Consider the following 16,793-nt stretch of genomic DNA (forward strand, 5'->3'; position numbering starts at 1 on the left):
CATGCTCACACTGGAGAACGCCACCGCGAGGTTCACCGAACGATTCGCCGAATCAGCACGCGCCACCGCGCACGGCAAGACCGTCATCCCCGGTGGCTACAGCCGCACGTCCTTCAACTTCGGCCCCCACGCCGTGTTCGTCAGCAGCGGGAACGGTGCCTACATCGACACGATCGACGGACACCGACTCCTCGACTTCAACAACAACTTCACCGTCAACATCCTCGGCCACGGGCATCCCGCCATCTCGGATGCCCTGATCGCCGCGATCCCCCACGGCGCCTCCTTCGGCAACCCCGTCGCCGAGGAAGCAGAACTCGCGGAACTCCTGATCGACCGGATCGCCTCCGTCGAGAAGGTGCAGTTCTCCTGCTCGGCATCCGAATCGGTGATGACCGCAGCCCGCATCGCCCGCGCCTACACCGGCCGGAGCAAGATCGCGAAGTTCGAAGGCGGCTACCACGGATTCACCGACCCGGTGAGCGTGTCCGTCCACACCCACGAGGCCACGGAGTACGGGCCCGACCACGACCCCCGACCGGTCGGGGACGACGCCGGCGTTCCTCAGCAGACCGTCGACCTCGTCGTCGTCCTGACTCAGAACGACCTTGCCGGAACGGAACGGATCCTCCGCGAGAACGCCGACGATCTCGCCTGCGTCTTCGTCGAACTCGAATCCGGTGCCGGCGGACACGTCATGCTCACCGACGAATTCGCGCAGATGCTCCGCCGGGTCACCGCCGAACTCGGCATCGTCCTGGTGATCGACGAGACCGCCAACCTCCGAGCGGCCTACAACGGCCTGCAGAGCGTCTACGGGATCGACGCCGACCTCACCGTCATGGGGAAGATCATCGGCGGCGGACTGCCTCTGGGAGCGGTCGGCGGGCGAGCGGAGATCATGAGCGTGCTCGAGACCGGGGCCGTCGCGATCTCGGGCACCCATCACGGACACCGGCTCGCTCTCATCGCAGGCCTCGCCTGCATGCGCGCTCTGGATGTCGCCGCCTATAAGCGGCTCAACACCATGGCCGCCCGCATCCTCACCGAACTGAGCGCCTGGTCGGCAGCCCGGAACAGCCCGTTCACGATCTTCGGTCGCGGGTTCTCCTCCCTGGCCTACGCCTACTGCAAGGCGCCGGGGCAGACCGTCACCACCCACCGCGACTACTGGTACAAGGTCGACTCCGACAAGACGCAAGCCTTCTCGCTCGAGCTCGCCAACCGCGGCTTCTTCCCCGTCGCCCGAGGTGAGCTGTCCCTCTCGCTCGCCATGACCGACGACGACATCACCGCGTTCATCGAGACGGTGAAGGACATCATCGTCGATCTCGAAAGCTGACGCGCGCGGCCTATGGGACCGATGCGGTCGTCCCGTCCTCGCCGGGCGAGGTGCAGCGGCCGGATTGCCCGTCCTGCTCAGCGGACGACGCTCGAGATCGAGTATCCGCGTCGCGGTGGTGCGCGGGGTCCATCGCGAGACGCTGCGATGGACCCCGCTTCTTCGTTCCATCGCAGAAGTGAACGGTTGATATCCGTGATTCTGTCAATTTGAGCGGCATCACTTTCAACCGGCCGTGCCGCCTCACCAGTCACGGACCCTGCGTGCCGAAGCGGCGCCGGTACCCGGAGGGCGTGCTGCCGAACGCCTGGGCGAAGTTCTGACGCAGGGTGACCGGGTTCCCGAAGCCGCAGTCCGCGGCGATCCGGTCGATCGGCAGATCGGTCGTCTCGAGCATCCGGCGCGCCTCGTCCAAGCGCCGCGAGCGCACCCACGCGGCCGGAGTGGTCCCGGTCGCCGCGCGGAACGCCCGCACGAAGGAGCGCCGGCTCATCAGCGCCGCCGCCGCCAGCCGGTCCACGCCCAGCTCCTCCTCGAGGTGCGCCAGGGCCCACGCGGAGGCGCGCGCGATGCGGTCGTCCGCGGGCTCGGCGGGGAGGGGCCGCTCGATGTACTGCGCCTGCCCGCCCTCGCGGTGCGGCGCGACGACGAGGCTGCGCGCGACCCGGTTCGCCGCCTCCGCGCCCAGCGCGCCGCGGACCACGTGCAGGCAGGCGTCCAAGCCGGACGCGGTGCCCGCGGAGGTCAGGACGTCGCCCAGATCCAGGTACAGGGCAGTGGCGTCAACCGCGATCGACGGATGGCGCGCCGCCATCCCCGCCGCCGCCTGCCAGTGCGTCACCGCCGCACGGCCGTCGAGCAGACCGACGTCGGCCAGGACGAGCGCGCCGAGGCAGAGGCCCGCGATCCGCGCGCCGCGGCCGTGCGCCTCCAGGAGCACGCGGGTGAGGTCCGCGCCGGGCGCGCGTCCGTCGTCGATCCAGGAGGGGATCACCACGAGATCGGCGGTTCCGGCCGCCTCCGGACCCTCGACACCGTCGATCCGGTAGCCCTCGGCCGTGCGGATCGAGCCGGGCCGGTCGGCGAAGAGCACCGTCTCCCAGTCCGCGATCCCGAGTCGCCGGACCTCGTCAAAGACCATCTGCGGCACCGAGAGGTGGAACATCGTGACGCCGTCGACGGCGTGAATCGCGATCCGCACAGGCACCTCCTCCGTTTGGCCCGGATCCATCGTAGGGGTGCCGGTGTGCCACTGGTCCCGCCGAGCACCCACCGTCAGGATCGGAGCACCACCCCACACACCCAGGAGACGACACCATGACCGCACCCCGACGCGCCCTGATCCTCGTCGACGTCCAGCAGGAGTACTTCGCCGGACCGCTCGAGATCCGCTTCCCCCCGCACGCCTCCTCCCTCCCCCGGATCGCCGCCGCAATCGACGCCGCGACCGCCGCCGGCCTCCCGATCGCCGCCTTCCGGCACAGCGCGGGAGAGGGCGCCCCCGTCTTCGCCCCCGGCACAGAGGGCTTCGAACTGCACCCCGAGATCGAGCGCCGCCGCACGGACGACTGGACGTCGATCACCAAGCGCTTCGGCACGGTCTTCGCCGGCACCGACCTGCTGCCCTGGCTGCGCGAGCACGACGTCGACACCATCACCCTGGTCGGCTACATGACCAACAACTGCATCCTCGCCTCGGCCGCCGAGGCCGAGACCCACGGACTCGCCGCCGAGGTCCTGTCGGACGCGACCGGCGCCATCGCGATCTCGAACGCAGCCGGCTCCGTCGACGCCGAAACCGTGCACACCACGCTGCTCGCCCTGCTGAACTCGAACTTCGCGGCCGTCGCCACCACCGACGCCTGGACCGACGCCGTCGCGGCGGGCACCGCCCTGCCGAAGAGTGATCTGGGGTCGTCGGCCGTCGCGGGCGCCGCGCTCGGCTCCTAGCCGAACCGCACGCAGTCCGAAGCGGAAGCGACCAGATCCATCGAGTGTGTCGTCGATCCCGAGATATCCTTCGAGGCGATGACCCTCTCCGCGCCCTCGACCCGCGGCATGGTGATCGCCTTCTCGGCGGCCAGGCGTTGAGCCTCCTCGATCGCCACGGTGCGCTCGTCGCCGGCAGCGGATCTCCTCGGTCGCGTCGATCCTGTCGTCAAAGCGATCGGAGAGCAGCGCGAGCACCTGCGCCTCGACCCGCTGGAGGCCGTCGTCGAAGGTCATCGCGCGGCGCGCGAGGACAGTCCGCATGTCGTCGACGGCCGGGGCGAACACTGAGAAGTCGACCTCGGTGAGCGTCTCGTCGTCGACGATCCAGATCACCGCGACGAGCTCGTGAGCCATGCGGACGGAGCGATATAGCGGCGGCGCAGCCCCGACTCCGGCGCCGCGTCGGTCAAGAACGCCATGGTGGAGCGCCCCGCCGGGCCGCGCCAACTCGGCGCGCTCCGGCGAGACCGACCAGCGACTCGACTCGGTCCTGGTCCTCGACGCCGAAGTGCGCGCTGTGTGCCGGTAAGCGTCGGCGCCGGCCGCCGCAGGGTCCGCCCCCCCCGATAGCGTGACGGACCTCGACGGGCGCTCCGTCGCGCGCCGGCTCCGCCTGAGCCTGCAGCGCCATCTGCTCCGTGCTACCCCGAAGCCTGAGGTCGAGCTCACTCCGGTCCATTGCAGAGCTCTTCTCCGTGGGTCCGTTTCCCGAGACTCGGCGGATACGGCGGGATGGGCTGAGCTTCTCGACGAATTCTTGACGAGCGCGATCACGACCTGAGGCCGGCGGACACCCGGTGGCCACGCGAATCACCTCTCGATGTCCGCCGAGGAGACAGCGAGCAGGTGAGAGACGAGCCGACGGTCAGCTTTGCGCTGCCTGATCGCCTGAGACCAGACCCTCACAGCGGCAGCTGCTGGCCGCAGGCCGTTCTGCGCCGGCGGCCGGGCACCATTTCGGTTCGTCTGCTGGTCCTCGCTCGTGCAGCAGTCATGAGGCGCGTCGCGGAGCTCCGCGTGCTGGTCAGCCGAGAACGACTCCGATCCGGTGCGCTCCGAGCCAGAGCGCGTCTTTCGGCAGGACGTTCGGGCCGCAGGCGCGCGAGCGAGGCCGTGCTGGGCGGCGTCGAGGAAGAGGTGCAGGCTGTCGGATCACCCGAGGGCTTCCCATAGATTGAGAATCGATGCAGCTCACACAATCTCCTCGGGCAGCCGCTCAAGCTGCAAGGGCCGCATCTTGGAGGGGGACTGGATGATGCCCACAAGCAAAGACGTCGCCGCGCTTGCCGGAGTGTCGCAGAGCACCGTGTCGTACGTCATGAGTGGTAAGCGAACGATCTCGGAGAAGACGCGGGCCCGCGTGCAGGCGGCGATCGACGAGCTCACCTACCACCCGAATGCTGGAGCCCGGGCTCTCGCCGGCAGCCGAACGAACGTCATCGGGCTCGTGGTGTCCTTCTCCGATACGACGGACATGGCTGGTGTGCTGCCGTTCATTGAGACGATCACCGGAGTCGCTCGGCAGCACGACTACGACGTCATCCTGGTCACGGCGGATGAGGGCCCACGCGGGCTGGCCCGACTGGCGGGGCGGCGTATCTGCGACGCGATCATCCTCATGGACATCAGGGCAGAGGACGAACGTGTTGAGTCTGCTGCAGCGTTGCCTATTCCGGTTGTCATGATCGGGATCCCGAACGAAGCGCATGGGTTGGCCGCTGTCGACATGGACGCGATTTGCGCAGGCCGTCTCGCCGTCGAGGAGCTCGTCTCCACCGGGCACGAACAGATCGTGGTGATCGGGGAGCCACCGGAAGTGGCCCACGCAGGTCTTCGCTTCATCAACGACTTCGAACGAGGAGCGAGCGAGGCCGCGCATCATGCCGGCATCGCGTTGCGGATCGTGCGACCGCCGGTCGCAGGGTGGCGAGGTATCGAGACGATCGGAGACGACGTTCTCAGCGCTCACGAAGCGCGGCTTGGCCTGATCGCCCGAACACCGCAGGTCATCGGGTGGCTGATACAGCTGACCATGTTGCGCGGCCTCAGCTTCGGGACCGATCTTTCCCTCGTGGGACTGTGTACAGACGCGGCCGCGGAGTCGTTCAGCACCGACGTCACCAACGTGTCCCCCGAACCCCGCGATGTCTCACGTCTTGCCCTGAAGATGCTTTTCGCACAGCTCGAGGGCCCCCCTACTCCCGCGATGGTCCAGCTCGTAATGCCTCGCCTGACGCGCCGCGCTACGACGACCCTGTTCTAGCCGCACGCGCTCCGTAGCGGAACGTGGCGCTCGTCATGGGCTTGTGCTAACTTTCGATGCGTATCGAGTCGATACGTATCGACAGTGCATCGCTCTCGCGCGTTGCACCCTCCGGAAGGTTCAACAATGGCTCAAAGAAGAGCGATGTGGCTGCGTCTGGGCGCGCTCACCGCAGCCTCAGTCTCGGTGACGCTCGCGATCACGTCGTGCAGTGCCGGTGGCCCCAGCAGTACCGAGGCATCCGGAACAATCACCGTCGAACGCCCCGATGGGTCCCCCCATGACTCGGAGGTCTACGACCAGGTCTTCACCTCCTGCGAAGCGTCGACGGGTGTCACGATCACTCAGCAGGTCGTTCCCTACGACGGCTACATCGCGAAGGTCTTGCAGCAGGCGTCGTCCAAGACGATGCCGGACGTGCTGATGCTCGATAACGGCGACCTCGCTCAGATCGCCGACTCCGGAGCGCTCGCGCCCCTCAGCGACTTCGACATCACTGCCGACGGGTATGCGCCGGGGGTCGTCGAAGCGTCCAGCTACGACGGCGAGCTGTACGGCATCCAGCCCGTCGCGAACACGATCGCGCTCTTCTACAACAAGGACCTCCTCGACGACGCCGGCCTCACGGCACCAACGACCTGGGACGAGCTGAAGACCACCGCTGCCGCGCTCACACAGGGCGACACCTACGGCATGGCATTCTCCGCCGCAGCCACGGAAGAAGGAACCTTCCAGTTCCTGCCCTTCATGTGGTCCAACGGCGGCGACGAGTCCGATGTCGCAACCCAGAGCACAGCCGATGCGCTACAGCTCTGGACCGATCTGGTGAACAGCGGATCCGCATCAAAGTCGGTGCTGAACTGGTCCCAGTCGGACGCCAACGATCAGTTCATCGCGGGCAAGGCAGCGATGATGATCAACGGGCCGTGGCAGTTCCCCCTCCTGGACGAGGCAGGAATCAGCTACGAGGTCGCCCCGATCCCCGTCCCGACCGCTGGCGCCGCAGTCGAATCCCCTCTGGGAGGTGAGACGTGGACTGTGCCGCAGACCGGGAACGGCGCTCAGATGGCCGACGCGGCGAAGGTCGTCGAATGCATCGGCTCGGATGAGAACCAGGAGTACCTGGCGACAGAACGCGACACCGTGCCGACCAAGCTCAGCGTCGCGGCGCAGTTCGCAGTGGACCAGCCGAAGATGCAGGGGTTCGCCGATCAGGTTCCCGGACTGCGCTCGCGCACCGCGGAGCTCGGCGCCGAGTACCCCGCAGCTTCTCAGAAGATCTACACCGCGATCCAGATCGCATTGACAGGCGGTGCCGCCCCGCTCGAGGCACTGCAGCAGGCGGACAAGGGCTGACCGCGATCGGGCGGCACGCTCATGCGTGCCGCCCGATCCGCTTCTCTTCTTCTCCACTGCGACCCGAATGAGATCCCATGACGACCCTCACCTCCTCTGCAGCGACCCGGATCGCTGACCGGCGACGAGTGCTCGGTTCCGGCCGCGGCCGCGAACGCCTCGTCCAGATCGCCTTCCTCGTTCCCGCGGGCGCGTACCTGATCCTTTTCTTCGGCTACCCGGTCGTGCAGAACGTGATCATGGGCTTCCAGGACTACTCCGCGAAGACGTTCTACACCGGAGTCGCACCCTGGGTCGGCTTCGACAACTACGCCGCCGTCATCCAGTCGTCCATCTTCGGCCGGACCGTGGTGAACACCGCCGTGTTCACGGTCGTCTCCATCGCCGGGCAGTTCGTGATCGGCATGGCGATCGCCGTGTTCTTCCGCCGCAGATTCCCCCTCAGTGGGCTGCTGCGGTCGCTGCTGCTGCTGCCGTGGTTGATTCCGCTGATCGTGTCCAGCGCGATCTGGAAGTGGATCCTCGACCAGGATTCCGGCGCACTCAATCAGGCTCTCAGCACCCTCTTCTTCACCGACGCGCATCCGGGCTGGCTGACCGACACCACCCTCGCCCTCGTCGCAGTGATCGGAGTGAACATCTGGATCGGGATCCCGTTCAACGTCACGATCCTCTACAGCGGTCTGCAGGACATCCCGGAGGAGCTGTACGAAGCGGCGGCGCTCGACGGCGCGACCGGCTGGAAGGCATTCCGCAACGTGACGTGGCCGCTGCTGCGACCTGTCGTCACCGTCGTGCTCGTTCTCGGCGTCGTCTACACCCTGAAGGCGCTCGACATCATCCTCGGCCTCACCAAGGGCGGGCCCGCCAACTCGACTCAGACCCTCGCCACCCAGGCGTATCAGGAGTCGTTCCAACAGTTCGCATTCGGCCAAGGCGCCGCCATCGGCAACATCCTGATCGTGATCTCCCTGATCTTCGCGGTCATCTATCTGCGCGCCAACCGGCGTGCGATCGACGAATGAGGCAGTGATGACCCAGACCCTGACCCCTGCTGCCGCGCCCGTCAGCACGCTGCAACCCCGACGCACCCGCCCCCGGCGCGCACGCACCGGATGGTCATCCACCATCGCCGGAGTAGCGATCCTGTCCGTGATGCTGTTCCCCATCTACTGGATGGTGAACGTCTCCCTGCAACCCGGTGGCCGCGCCGTCGGGTCGCCCTGGTTCCCCACGAACCCCGACCTCAGCGGCTACGTCAACGCCATCAGCGAGCAGGGCGGTCACCTGCTCACGAGCCTGATCATCGCGCTCGGCAGTGTGGTCTTCAGCCTGCTGATCGCCACCCCCGCTGCTTACGCGCTCGCTCAGTTCAAAATCCCCGGCCTCGGAGTGTTCCTCTTCGCGATCCTGATCAGCCAGATGGTGCCAGGCATCGTGCTCTCGAACGCCTTGTACACCGCGTACAACAACGTCGGCCTACTCAATTCGATCCCGGGCCTGATCCTCGCTGATTCCACCGCCGGAATCCCCTTCGGGATCCTGATCATGCGTGCCTTCATGGGCAGCATCCCCACATCGGTCATCGAAGCCGCCCGGGTCGACGGTGCAGGCCAGATCCGCACCTTCGTCTCGATCGTCCTGCCGATGAGCCGCAACGCTCTGATCACCGCGGCACTGTTCACCTTCCTCTTCACCTGGGGGGACTTCCTGTTCGCCCTCACCCTGACAACAACCGACGCCGTACGCCCAGTGACGCTCGGGCTCTATCAGTACATCGGCTCCTACGTCTCCGATTGGAGCTCCGTCATGGCGACCGCCGTACTCGCCTCCATCCCCGCGATCGTGCTGCTCATCGTCGCCCAGCGCTACGTCGCAGCCGGTGTCACCGGCGGAGCCGTCAAGTAATGCTCAGCCGTCACCGCCTCCGAGCCAGAAGGACAACACCGTGACCGACATCGTCACCGACCCGAACGAGCTCGTCATCGACGCGCGCTACGTTCTGCCCTCGACCGCCGACGTCGGCTCGACCGAGACTCGGGCCTTCGGCGCCGGCGAGGTGGACGTCGACATCACCACCGGAGCACCGCTGCAGTTCCGGGACCTCACCTCGCCCGAGCGGCTGTACCTGCTCGAGCAGAAAGACGTCTTCTGGCACTCGCTCGAACATCAGTGGGGATCCGGACACCTCATCACGAACCGAGGATCCGCTCGGTGGAACGTCCCGCTGGGAATCGAGGTGGACGAAACCGGATCGAGCTCTGACCACGCTCCCCTGGACGGCGTTCGTCTGACGGTGACCCGCTCTTTCGGGCCGATCATCACCGAGCACTTCCAGTTCCACAACGACGGACCGGACGAGCTTCGCATCACCGGCTTGGGGGTTCAGACGCCGTTCGCGGACCTCTACCAGGGCGCTCGAGCCTCTCTGGACCGCGCCGTTCACGCCCACCTCTTCACCGGCGGCAGTACAGCCTGGGCCCTCGCGCAGCCGATGTCAGGAACAGGCCGCTTGCTGGGTGTGATCCTGCGACAGGGTGAGCTGCGGAGCTACTCCGTCGAGTCCCGGAACAAGAACACCCTCTCCAACGCTCGCGGACACCTCGTTCTCCAAGCGACGGACTTCACCCGCAACCCCACCGCCTTCGGAGGCCAACCCGAGATCGTGCTCGCCCCGGGCGAGAGTTACGCGTTGTCATGGGACATCGCCTGGTTCCACAACATCGAACAGTTCATGGAAGCGGTCGCGGCCCCGGTGCACTTCGCCGCCTACTCCGCCGAAGTGGGCACGACGATCGCACTGCGCACCGACAGAGCGCCCGTCATCCCCGACGGTGTCTCCGCCTCCGTCACCGCTGTCGACGGAGGGTACGAGATCACTTCCAGTTCGCACGGCCCGATCGACATCGAGGTCGGCGGGATGCGCACCGAGATCGCGTTCCATCTACCGTTGGCCGACGTTGCTCGGCGCCGCATCGAGTACATCCTCGATCACCAGACCACGCCCGAGCGGCCAGGACTCCTCGCTCACGCCTTTGTTCCGGTCGACACTCGGAACAAGCTCACCCAGTCGACGAACGGCTGGTCCGACTGGTCCGACGGCTCCGAGCGGATCGGCATGCCGGTCCTGATCCAACTCGCCGCCATGGCTGGCTGGGTCCCCTACGACCATGAGGTTGCCTCTGCCCTGGACGGCTGGGCGCAGTTCGCGCAGGCACACCTGCTCGATGCGACGGCCGCTCCCCGACGGGGCTCTCAGTTCCAGCACTCCGGGCCGCGTCTGTACGACGCACCATGGCTGGCGCAGTTCTTCCACGACCGATACCACTTCCTCGGCGACCGCAGTGACCTGGATCTCGCGGCTCGCATCATCGAGCGCGCTTTCGAGCTCGGAGGAAGTCGCCACCTCTCCATCCAGTTCTCCGAGACCTGCACCGCGATCGCTCGCAGCCTCGACGACGCGAACCTCGGAGCGCGGGCACAAACTCTTCGAACCGCTCTGGTCGCCAGCGCGCGAGCGTTCATCGCGATGGGCGTCGACCTTCCAGGTCACGAGGTGAGCTACGAGCAGTCGATGGTCGCTCCGCTGATCAATCTGCTGATCGATGCCTTCACCATCACCGGTGAAACCGAGTTCCTCGCAGCCATCGAAGAGCGACTGCCGTGGCTGCTCGCATTCGGTGGCCCCCAACCCCACGTGCGGCTGAACGGCATCGGGATCCGGCACTGGGACGGCTACTGGTTCGGCTCGGACCAGCTGTGGGGAGACATCTTCCCGCACTACTGGAGCGCCTTGACGGCAACTGTCCTGCTTCGACTGCCGGCGCCCTTGCGCAGCGAGCGAACCGACGAACTCGCCGGCACGATCCTGCGGGCAAACATGCTCAACTACAACGCCGACGGCTCCGCAACATGCGCGTTCGTCATGCCCAGCTCCGTCGATGGACGCGCCGGAAACGCAGCAGATCCGCTCGCCAACGACCAGGACTGGCACCTCAGCATCTGGATGCGAGCTCTCGGCCTCGAACGGAACTGATCGACCCGCGGGAATTCCGCACGGAAAGCGCCGGCAATGGAGACTCCGAGACGACAGGTAGCCTGCTGCTCCTCCCGGACTGCGATGCTTCCCGAGCAAGGCTCCGTGCTAGCCCGGTCCGTTCGGTTCTTCACCCTGTACTTGGGATCGGCGCCGCTGAGGCCGGAGCGCTGTGACCCCGGTCAGAGTCACACCGACCAGCGTCAGAACTCCGGCGGCGGCGAAGACTCCGCGGTAGCCGAGAGCACTCGCTCCGGCGATCGCGATGAGGGGTCCAGCGGCGACGCCTCCGAGCTGCACGGTGTTCGTGAACAGGCTCGAGGCGATCCCGGGACGTTCGATGATCTGCTGGAAGAGATTTAAGCCGACCCCCTCGAGCGAGGCGAAGAACCACGCATTCAGTACCTGTGCGGCGATGAGCTCGACCGGACTCGAGACGAGGAAGGTCATGCAAGCGAAGTACACGACTCCTACGATGCAGCCCTGCACAACGAGCACCGTGCTCGAGAAGCGCTCGGTCAGACGTGCGACCAGCAGCAGAGCACCGATCTCGAGGGCGGCGGAGACGCCCAGCGCGACACCGGCCCACTCGATGCCGAGCCCGAGGGAGCGTGTCGTGAACAGGGTCATCGACGTGACGGCGGCATGGTTGCCTGCCTGGAGAAACACGAACGCCACGACCGTGACGACAACGGTGCTCCGAGTGGCGGACCCCGCTCCGGATCGCGTGTCCGTGCCACCAAGCCGCTGATCCCTCGCAGGTGAATCGGCGTACGTCACCCTGCTCCGGAGCATCAGGATGCCGATGGCGACGTTCAGTGAAGCTATCGCTGCGATCACACCGAGCTCGGCACGGGTACCGAAGGCGGAGATCACGAACGTGGCGAGGGGTGGCCGGCCACCCAGGCAAGCGAGAAGAGGGCGCGTGCTCGCACCACGTCCGCGGGCCGTCCGCCCGCCGCCCGCAGGTGCGCGAACAGCAAAGGGACACCGCCCGCTGCCGGACCGCCGAACAGCACGAGAGCAATCACAACCACCAGCAACGATGTCGAGAAGAACAGTACGAGCGCGAGCGCCAGCGCGGCAGCTCCGCTGATCACCACTCCCCCACGTACCCGCGTCGTCGGTCCGCGATGTTCGCGATGGTGAGCGATCCGACGACTCCACTGAGGTTGTACAGGGCAAGGACCCCTCCGACGGTAGGTGCGTCCGCGTCGAACAGGTCCACGAGAAGGAACGCGAGCGCCGGATTCAGGAAGGAGAACTGCAGTCCCCACAGAAGCATCGCCGCCGACGAGAGTCCGTTCTGTTTCATCCGATGACGCTCCGTCTTCCGGCGGGGATTCGAAGCGATTGCGGATGTTCCGCGCTCCGTTCGCCGAGCGACAATCAGTGTGCTGTCATGGCTTCATGCAGTTCAACCATGACAACATGATCGGAGTTCGGCTTGCTGAGGAGCTGGTGAACCTCGTTGAGGACGATCTCTGGGACCTCGGCTCCGTTCTCGTCGCCGTTGATCGTGCCCGTGTACGGCTGGACGGGCTTTCTCAACACCTCGACGTCCTCCGAGAGTGGACCGTTCGTCTGAAGGACGTGTTCGAGGCAGGTGACGTTCCCACCCGGTGTCATCTGATCAACGAGATGCTGACGATCAGCGTCAGTCAGGTTCAACTCGCCCTGCACGACGATCTCCCACCACACCTCCACTTCGTGTCGGAGGAGGAGGGCATCGTAGAGCAGATCCGTGCGCTCACCGTCGGAGGTCTGGCCGTTTTCGCCGTCGAATCGCACGCGGAGAGAATGGGCGTCTGCAATCGACCCACCTGCTCGCGCGTCTACATCGATACGAGCCGCGGCGGCCGTCGCGCCTACTGCTCCTCCCTCTGCGGCAATCACCACGCCGTGATACGACTTCGGGAGCGGAAGCAGACGAGCCCTACCCCTCCCCGCAGTCGGCCCCTTGAACGATCAGCGGAGTGAGCGCCGGAATGTCCCAGGCGCCTAGCATGCGCCCGGACGTCGCCGGTCCCCGAAGTCGATCCCGTGACGGTCTGCGACACTGAGCAGATGTCTACCTCCCGTCAGCTGCGCACCCTCCGGGGTCTCGCAGCGGCGGTGGTGGCCACCTTCACCGCTCTGTTCTCGCACGTCGTCGGCGGCGGGGACGCTCCCGGTCCTCTCGGCGTCCTCGCGCCGCTGGTGATGTCCGTGCTGATCTGCACGGCTTTCGCGGGCCGTCGGCTCTCGCTGCTGCGCGTGTCGCTCTCGGTCGGGGCGAGCCAGCTCCTCTTCCACTCGCTCTTCCAGCTCGGAGCGTCCGGACCGGCGAGCATCGGCGGGCACGCGCAGCACCTCGCCACCGTCGACGTCAGCGGAATCGCCACCGCTGCCGCGAGCCATGCGACCATGCAGCTCTCCCACGCCGTCGCCGCGGTCGTGACCATCGCCGTCCTGCATCGGGGCGAGACCCTGCTCCTCGCTATTGCCCAGACGACGGCGCACGCGGCCACACGGTTTGCGCCACTCGTCCTCCTCGCCGTGCCCGCTCCGGCGCCCGCGCCGGCCCGCGCGTTCGAGCTGCGCGACATCCTCCCGGTCGCCGCGGGCGCTTCTCCCGACACCTCGCCTCGACGCGGTCCGCCGGCTCCTCCCGCCTCCTGACCCCTGACGCGCGCCGGGCAGCGGACTCCCCGCACCGGTGCACGACCGCCGTGCCTTCAGCCCGCGTGATCGGGCCGTCCGAGCTCGTGCGGCCGGCGTCTTCGGAGAGAACTCCTGCGCGTCCTCCCTCGGGCGCCCTGGAGCCGATGAGCGGTGCCCTCGCGGACCGCTCTCGAAGGGAGCCACCCCTGTGGCGCACACATCGAGCACCGACGACTTTCCCGCACCCCATCCCGTCACCGTCACGATCCCACCGGTCGAGACGGTCCTCCTGCTGGCGGTCCCCGCCGCGGTCACGATCACTCTGCTGGCACTGACGATGACGCGAGCCGCCGAGCCGCCGCTGCTCATCGACCCCGGCGAACTCGTCAGGCAGGGCCTGCCCGCCTCCCGAGCCGTGCACGACATCGCCGCGACGCTCACCATCGGGCTGCTCACCGCGGCGGTCTTCCTCCTGCCCGGTCAGCGCATCGCTCCCGGAGTGGTCTCGTACTCGCAGGACCGGGCCCTGCGCTGGGCGCGCTGGGCGGCCGCCACCTGGGTCGCGTCGGCGATCGCGGTGCTGGTCTTCACTGCGGCGAACGCGATCGGGCAGCCGCTGGACAGTCCGGGGTTCCGGACGCAGTTCCTCTTCTACGCCACCGAGCTCGAACTCGGTCAGACGCTCGTCACTTCGATCGGCTGGGCGACGGCAGTGCTGCTGATCACGGTGCTGGCCCGGCGTCTCGCCTGGGTGGCCGCCGCGAACGCCCTGGCGGTTCTCGCGCTGCTCCCGCTCGCTCTGTCGGGGCACGCCTCCGGCTCCGACGAGCACGCGAACGCGGTCAACAGCGTCGCCGTGCACCTGGTCGGAGTGACCGCCTGGGCCGGTGGGCTCGTCGCGATTGTTCTGCTGCGCCGAGCGGTCGGAGCCGAGATCGGAGTGGTCGCGTCGCGCTACTCCGTCCTCGCGGGCTGGGCGTTCGGCGCCGTCGCGTTCTCGGGACTCGTCAACGCGTCGCTCCGCGTGGAGGGCCCGGCGGATCTCGCGACCCCGTATGGGCAGCTGCTGCTGGTGAAGGCCGCGGCGCTGCTCGCGCTCGGCGGCGCGGGCGCGTGGCACCGCCTCCGGGTGCTGCCCCGGCTGCGCGAGGACCCCTCCGACCGACGGGCCTTCACGAGCATCGCCGTGGGCGAGCTGGTCGTCATGGCGCTCACCATCGGCGTCTCGGTCGCACTGTCGAACAGCGCCCCACCCGTGCCCCAGGACCCCGTCGTCGGCGATGCCCGCCGCGGGCTGCTCGGATTCCCGTACCCGCCCGAAGCGACTCCGGGGCGGATGCTCACCCAGTGGCACATCGACGCCGTCTGGCTCGCGATCGCGGCCGTTGGCACGGTGCTCTACCTCGTCGGCGTCGATCGGCTCCGCCGACGCGGCGACGCGTGGCCTCTCGGACGAACGCTCGCCTGGGTTGCAGGCTGCGCGGTGCTCGCGTGGACGACGAGCGGCGGTCCCGGCGTCTACGGGCAGGTGCACTTCAGCACCCACATGATCCAGCACATGCTGCTGATGATGGTCGTCCCGCCGCTGCTCGTCCTCGGCGGTCCGGTGCTCCTGGCGCTGCGCGTCCTGCCCGTGCGGGGCGACGGCGGCAGAGGGTTGCGGGAGTGGGTCCTCGCGCTGGTGCACTCCCGCTATCTGTGCGTCCTCTCCTCCGCCCCGGTCGCCGCTGTGCTGTTCGCGGGGAGCCTCGTGGCCTTCTACTACACGGGCTGGTTCGAGTGGGCGATGTTCTTCCACCAGGGCCATGTGCTCATGACCGTGCACTTCCTGGCCACCGGCTACCTTTTCTTCTGGGTCCTGATCGGAGTCGACCCCGGGCCCGCGCGGCCGGGCCACGTCCTCCGGCTCCTGGTGATGCTCGCGACGCTCGCCTTCCACGCCTTCTTCGGCCTGGCGATCATGTCCCAGACCACGGTCCTCGGCGAGGACTGGTGGACGGCGATGGACTACACCGACACCACCGCCCTCCTCGCCGACCAGGGCGTCGGCGGAGGCATCGCCTGGAGCGCCGGCGAGCTGCCGATGGTGCTCATCGCTCTGGTGGTCCTCACCCAGTGGATGCGCTCCGATGAGCGCGCCGCTCGCCGCTACGACCGCCGCGCCGACCGGGACGGCGAAGCCGAGCTCTCGCAGTACAACGACCGACTCGGCGTCCTGGAGGCGCGCAGCACGGGCTCGCAGCGGCCGAGCGTGCCGGCACCCCCCGCCGGACCGCCCAGCGCACTGTCCCCGACGGACCCGGAGTCCGCGCCATGAGACTGCGCGCTCCGTCCTCCCCCTCATCAGCACGCCCCACCAGCAGAGAGGCTCTCTCATGAGCACCCGTACGAAGATCGTCCTCGCCGCCTCCTCGGCCCTTCTCGCCGTCGTCGCACTCGTCGTCGCACTCGCAGTCCTGCGCCCGTTCTCGCCGTCGAGCGAGGCACCGACGACCGCCCTCGCCCCGAACAGCCACGTCCTGGACGACGCCGGGAACGGAGCGGTCACACTCGTCGAGTTCCTCGACTTCGAGTGCCCGTCCTGCGCGGCTCTGCATCCCGGCATCGAGGAGCTCCGGGAGGACTACGCGGGTCGCGTCACGTTCGCCGTGCGCTACTTCCCGCTCCCGTCGCACGCGAGCGGCGAGGCCTCCGCGGTCGCCGTCGAGGCGGCCGCACGCCAGCACCGGTTCGAGGACCTCTACCAGCGGATGTTCGACACCCACCCCGAGTGGGCCGGCAGCAGCGAACCGCAGGCCGCGCTCTTCCGCGAGCTCGCCCGAGAGATCGACCTCGACATGGAGCAGTACGACGCCGACGTGGCCGACCCGTCGACCCTCCAGCGGGTCCGCTACGACTTCGACGCCGGTCGAGAACTCGGCGTACGGGGCACGCCGTCGATCCTCGTCGACGGCGAGCTGCTCGAAGTCCAGCGCGTGGAGGACATCCGCGACGCACTCGATGCGGCGTTGCGCCGCTGATACCGGGCGCATCGGAGGGAGGCCTGCTCGCTGAGAGCGGCCTCCCTCCGGGGCGGCCCCGACGTCGCGCAGCCGCCCGAGTATCGACCGAGGGTGCAGGCCGAGCACCGAGGACGTTCTTCGACGATTCCCCAGCAGCGG

At 67.7% G+C, this 16,793-nt stretch carries 17 protein-coding genes; 11 read left to right on the forward strand and 6 right to left on the reverse strand.

Going from position 1 to position 16,793, the window contains the following annotated elements:
- Position 1 precedes the first annotated feature (1 nt).
- Positions 2–1,342, forward strand: coding sequence for an aspartate aminotransferase family protein (locus AC0CID_RS19615; RefSeq protein WP_465228226.1), 1,341 nt, complete (start codon positions 2–4; stop codon positions 1,340–1,342).
- Between the two features lie 250 nt (positions 1,343–1,592).
- Here the strand turns inward: AC0CID_RS19615 and AC0CID_RS19620 are convergent, their stop codons facing one another.
- Positions 1,593–2,543 carry a GlxA family transcriptional regulator gene (locus tag AC0CID_RS19620; RefSeq protein ID WP_465228227.1) on the reverse strand — a complete coding sequence of 317 codons (951 nt, stop codon included), beginning with the start codon at positions 2,541–2,543 and terminating at the stop codon, positions 1,593–1,595.
- Between the two features lie 116 nt (positions 2,544–2,659).
- Between AC0CID_RS19620 and AC0CID_RS19625 the strand changes: the two genes are divergently transcribed.
- Complete coding sequence (locus tag AC0CID_RS19625; RefSeq protein WP_465228228.1) at positions 2,660–3,292, forward strand: isochorismatase family protein; 633 nt, start codon at positions 2,660–2,662, stop codon at positions 3,290–3,292.
- On the opposite strand, the gene AC0CID_RS19630 is transcribed toward AC0CID_RS19625, so the two are convergent.
- On the reverse strand, positions 3,289–3,450 hold the full coding sequence (locus tag AC0CID_RS19630; protein WP_465228229.1) for a hypothetical protein: 162 nt from the start codon (positions 3,448–3,450) through the stop codon (positions 3,289–3,291). The two genes, AC0CID_RS19625 and AC0CID_RS19630, sit on opposite strands and share 4 nt — an antisense overlap.
- Positions 3,451–4,586: 1,136 nt before the next feature.
- Between AC0CID_RS19630 and AC0CID_RS19635 the strand changes: the two genes are divergently transcribed.
- The 5 genes from AC0CID_RS19635 (at position 4,587) to AC0CID_RS19655 (ending at position 10,989) form a co-directional block, all read left to right on the forward strand.
- Positions 4,587–5,597: a LacI family DNA-binding transcriptional regulator gene (locus tag AC0CID_RS19635; RefSeq protein ID WP_465228230.1), complete on the forward strand. Its 1,011-nt coding sequence runs from the start codon at positions 4,587–4,589 to the stop codon at positions 5,595–5,597.
- 144 nt (positions 5,598–5,741) lie between these two features.
- Complete coding sequence (locus AC0CID_RS19640) at positions 5,742–6,953, forward strand: sugar ABC transporter substrate-binding protein (RefSeq protein WP_465228231.1); 1,212 nt, start codon at positions 5,742–5,744, stop codon at positions 6,951–6,953.
- Between the two features lie 77 nt (positions 6,954–7,030).
- On the forward strand, positions 7,031–7,978 hold the full coding sequence (locus AC0CID_RS19645; protein ID WP_465228232.1) for a carbohydrate ABC transporter permease: 948 nt from the start codon (positions 7,031–7,033) through the stop codon (positions 7,976–7,978).
- Between the two features lie 7 nt (positions 7,979–7,985).
- On the forward strand, positions 7,986–8,861 hold the full coding sequence (locus AC0CID_RS19650) for a carbohydrate ABC transporter permease (protein WP_465228233.1): 876 nt from the start codon (positions 7,986–7,988) through the stop codon (positions 8,859–8,861).
- Positions 8,862–8,901: 40 nt separating this feature from the next.
- On the forward strand, positions 8,902–10,989 hold the full coding sequence (locus AC0CID_RS19655; RefSeq protein ID WP_465228234.1) for a hypothetical protein: 2,088 nt from the start codon (positions 8,902–8,904) through the stop codon (positions 10,987–10,989).
- A gap of 108 nt (positions 10,990–11,097) precedes the next feature.
- Here AC0CID_RS19655 and AC0CID_RS19660 read toward each other — a convergent pair whose 3' ends face one another.
- The 4 genes from AC0CID_RS19660 to AC0CID_RS19675 all read right to left on the reverse strand — a co-directional run bounded on the left by AC0CID_RS19660 (position 11,098) and on the right by AC0CID_RS19675 (position 12,888).
- On the reverse strand, positions 11,098–11,865 hold the full coding sequence (locus AC0CID_RS19660) for an MFS transporter (RefSeq protein WP_465228235.1): 768 nt from the start codon (positions 11,863–11,865) through the stop codon (positions 11,098–11,100).
- Positions 11,862–12,092, reverse strand: coding sequence for a hypothetical protein (locus AC0CID_RS19665; protein ID WP_465228236.1), 231 nt, complete (start codon positions 12,090–12,092; stop codon positions 11,862–11,864). Before AC0CID_RS19665 ends, AC0CID_RS19660 begins: the two co-directional genes overlap by 4 nt.
- Entirely contained in the window at positions 12,086–12,304 is a 219-nt protein-coding gene (locus AC0CID_RS19670; RefSeq protein WP_465228237.1) for a hypothetical protein, read from the reverse strand. Before AC0CID_RS19670 ends, AC0CID_RS19665 begins: the two co-directional genes overlap by 7 nt.
- Before the next feature lie 74 nt (positions 12,305–12,378).
- Positions 12,379–12,888 carry a hypothetical protein gene (locus AC0CID_RS19675; protein ID WP_465228317.1) on the reverse strand — a complete coding sequence of 170 codons (510 nt, stop codon included), beginning with the start codon at positions 12,886–12,888 and terminating at the stop codon, positions 12,379–12,381.
- Between AC0CID_RS19675 and AC0CID_RS19680 the strand changes: the two genes are divergently transcribed.
- The 4 genes from AC0CID_RS19680 (at position 12,829) to AC0CID_RS19695 (ending at position 16,652) form a co-directional block, all read left to right on the forward strand.
- Positions 12,829–12,969 carry a CGNR zinc finger domain-containing protein gene (locus AC0CID_RS19680; RefSeq protein ID WP_465228314.1) on the forward strand — a complete coding sequence of 47 codons (141 nt, stop codon included), beginning with the start codon at positions 12,829–12,831 and terminating at the stop codon, positions 12,967–12,969. The two genes, AC0CID_RS19675 and AC0CID_RS19680, sit on opposite strands and share 60 nt — an antisense overlap.
- 87 nt (positions 12,970–13,056) lie before the next feature.
- Entirely contained in the window at positions 13,057–13,650 is a 594-nt protein-coding gene (locus AC0CID_RS19685; protein ID WP_465228238.1) for a hypothetical protein, read from the forward strand.
- Between the two features lie 190 nt (positions 13,651–13,840).
- The gene (locus AC0CID_RS19690) at positions 13,841–15,949 is read left to right on the forward strand and encodes a bifunctional copper resistance protein CopD/cytochrome c oxidase assembly protein (RefSeq protein ID WP_465228239.1); all 2,109 of its coding nucleotides are present in this window, start codon (positions 13,841–13,843) and stop codon (positions 15,947–15,949) included.
- A gap of 58 nt (positions 15,950–16,007) precedes the next feature.
- Complete coding sequence (locus AC0CID_RS19695; protein WP_465228240.1) at positions 16,008–16,652, forward strand: DsbA family protein; 645 nt, start codon at positions 16,008–16,010, stop codon at positions 16,650–16,652.
- The last annotated feature ends 141 nt before the right edge of the window (positions 16,653–16,793 follow it).

The organism is Rathayibacter sp. AC451, from assembly GCF_979253095.1.

What these genes read in the sequence shown, in the direction of transcription:
- AC0CID_RS19615 (WP_465228226.1), top strand. Translation starts at nt 2, where the DNA reads ATGCTCACACTGGAGAACGCCACCGCGAGGTTCACCGAACGATTCGCC.
- AC0CID_RS19625 (WP_465228228.1), top strand. Translation starts at nt 2,660, where the DNA reads ATGACCGCACCCCGACGCGCCCTGATCCTCGTCGACGTCCAGCAGGAG.
- AC0CID_RS19635 (WP_465228230.1), top strand. Translation starts at nt 4,587, where the DNA reads ATGATGCCCACAAGCAAAGACGTCGCCGCGCTTGCCGGAGTGTCGCAG.
- AC0CID_RS19640 (WP_465228231.1), top strand. Translation starts at nt 5,742, where the DNA reads ATGTGGCTGCGTCTGGGCGCGCTCACCGCAGCCTCAGTCTCGGTGACG.
- AC0CID_RS19645 (WP_465228232.1), top strand. Translation starts at nt 7,031, where the DNA reads ATGACGACCCTCACCTCCTCTGCAGCGACCCGGATCGCTGACCGGCGA.
- AC0CID_RS19650 (WP_465228233.1), top strand. Translation starts at nt 7,986, where the DNA reads ATGACCCAGACCCTGACCCCTGCTGCCGCGCCCGTCAGCACGCTGCAA.
- AC0CID_RS19670 (WP_465228237.1), bottom strand. Translation starts at nt 12,304, where the DNA reads ATGAAACAGAACGGACTCTCGTCGGCGGCGATGCTTCTGTGGGGACTG.
- AC0CID_RS19685 (WP_465228238.1), top strand. Translation starts at nt 13,057, where the DNA reads ATGTCTACCTCCCGTCAGCTGCGCACCCTCCGGGGTCTCGCAGCGGCG.
- AC0CID_RS19695 (WP_465228240.1), top strand. Translation starts at nt 16,008, where the DNA reads ATGAGCACCCGTACGAAGATCGTCCTCGCCGCCTCCTCGGCCCTTCTC.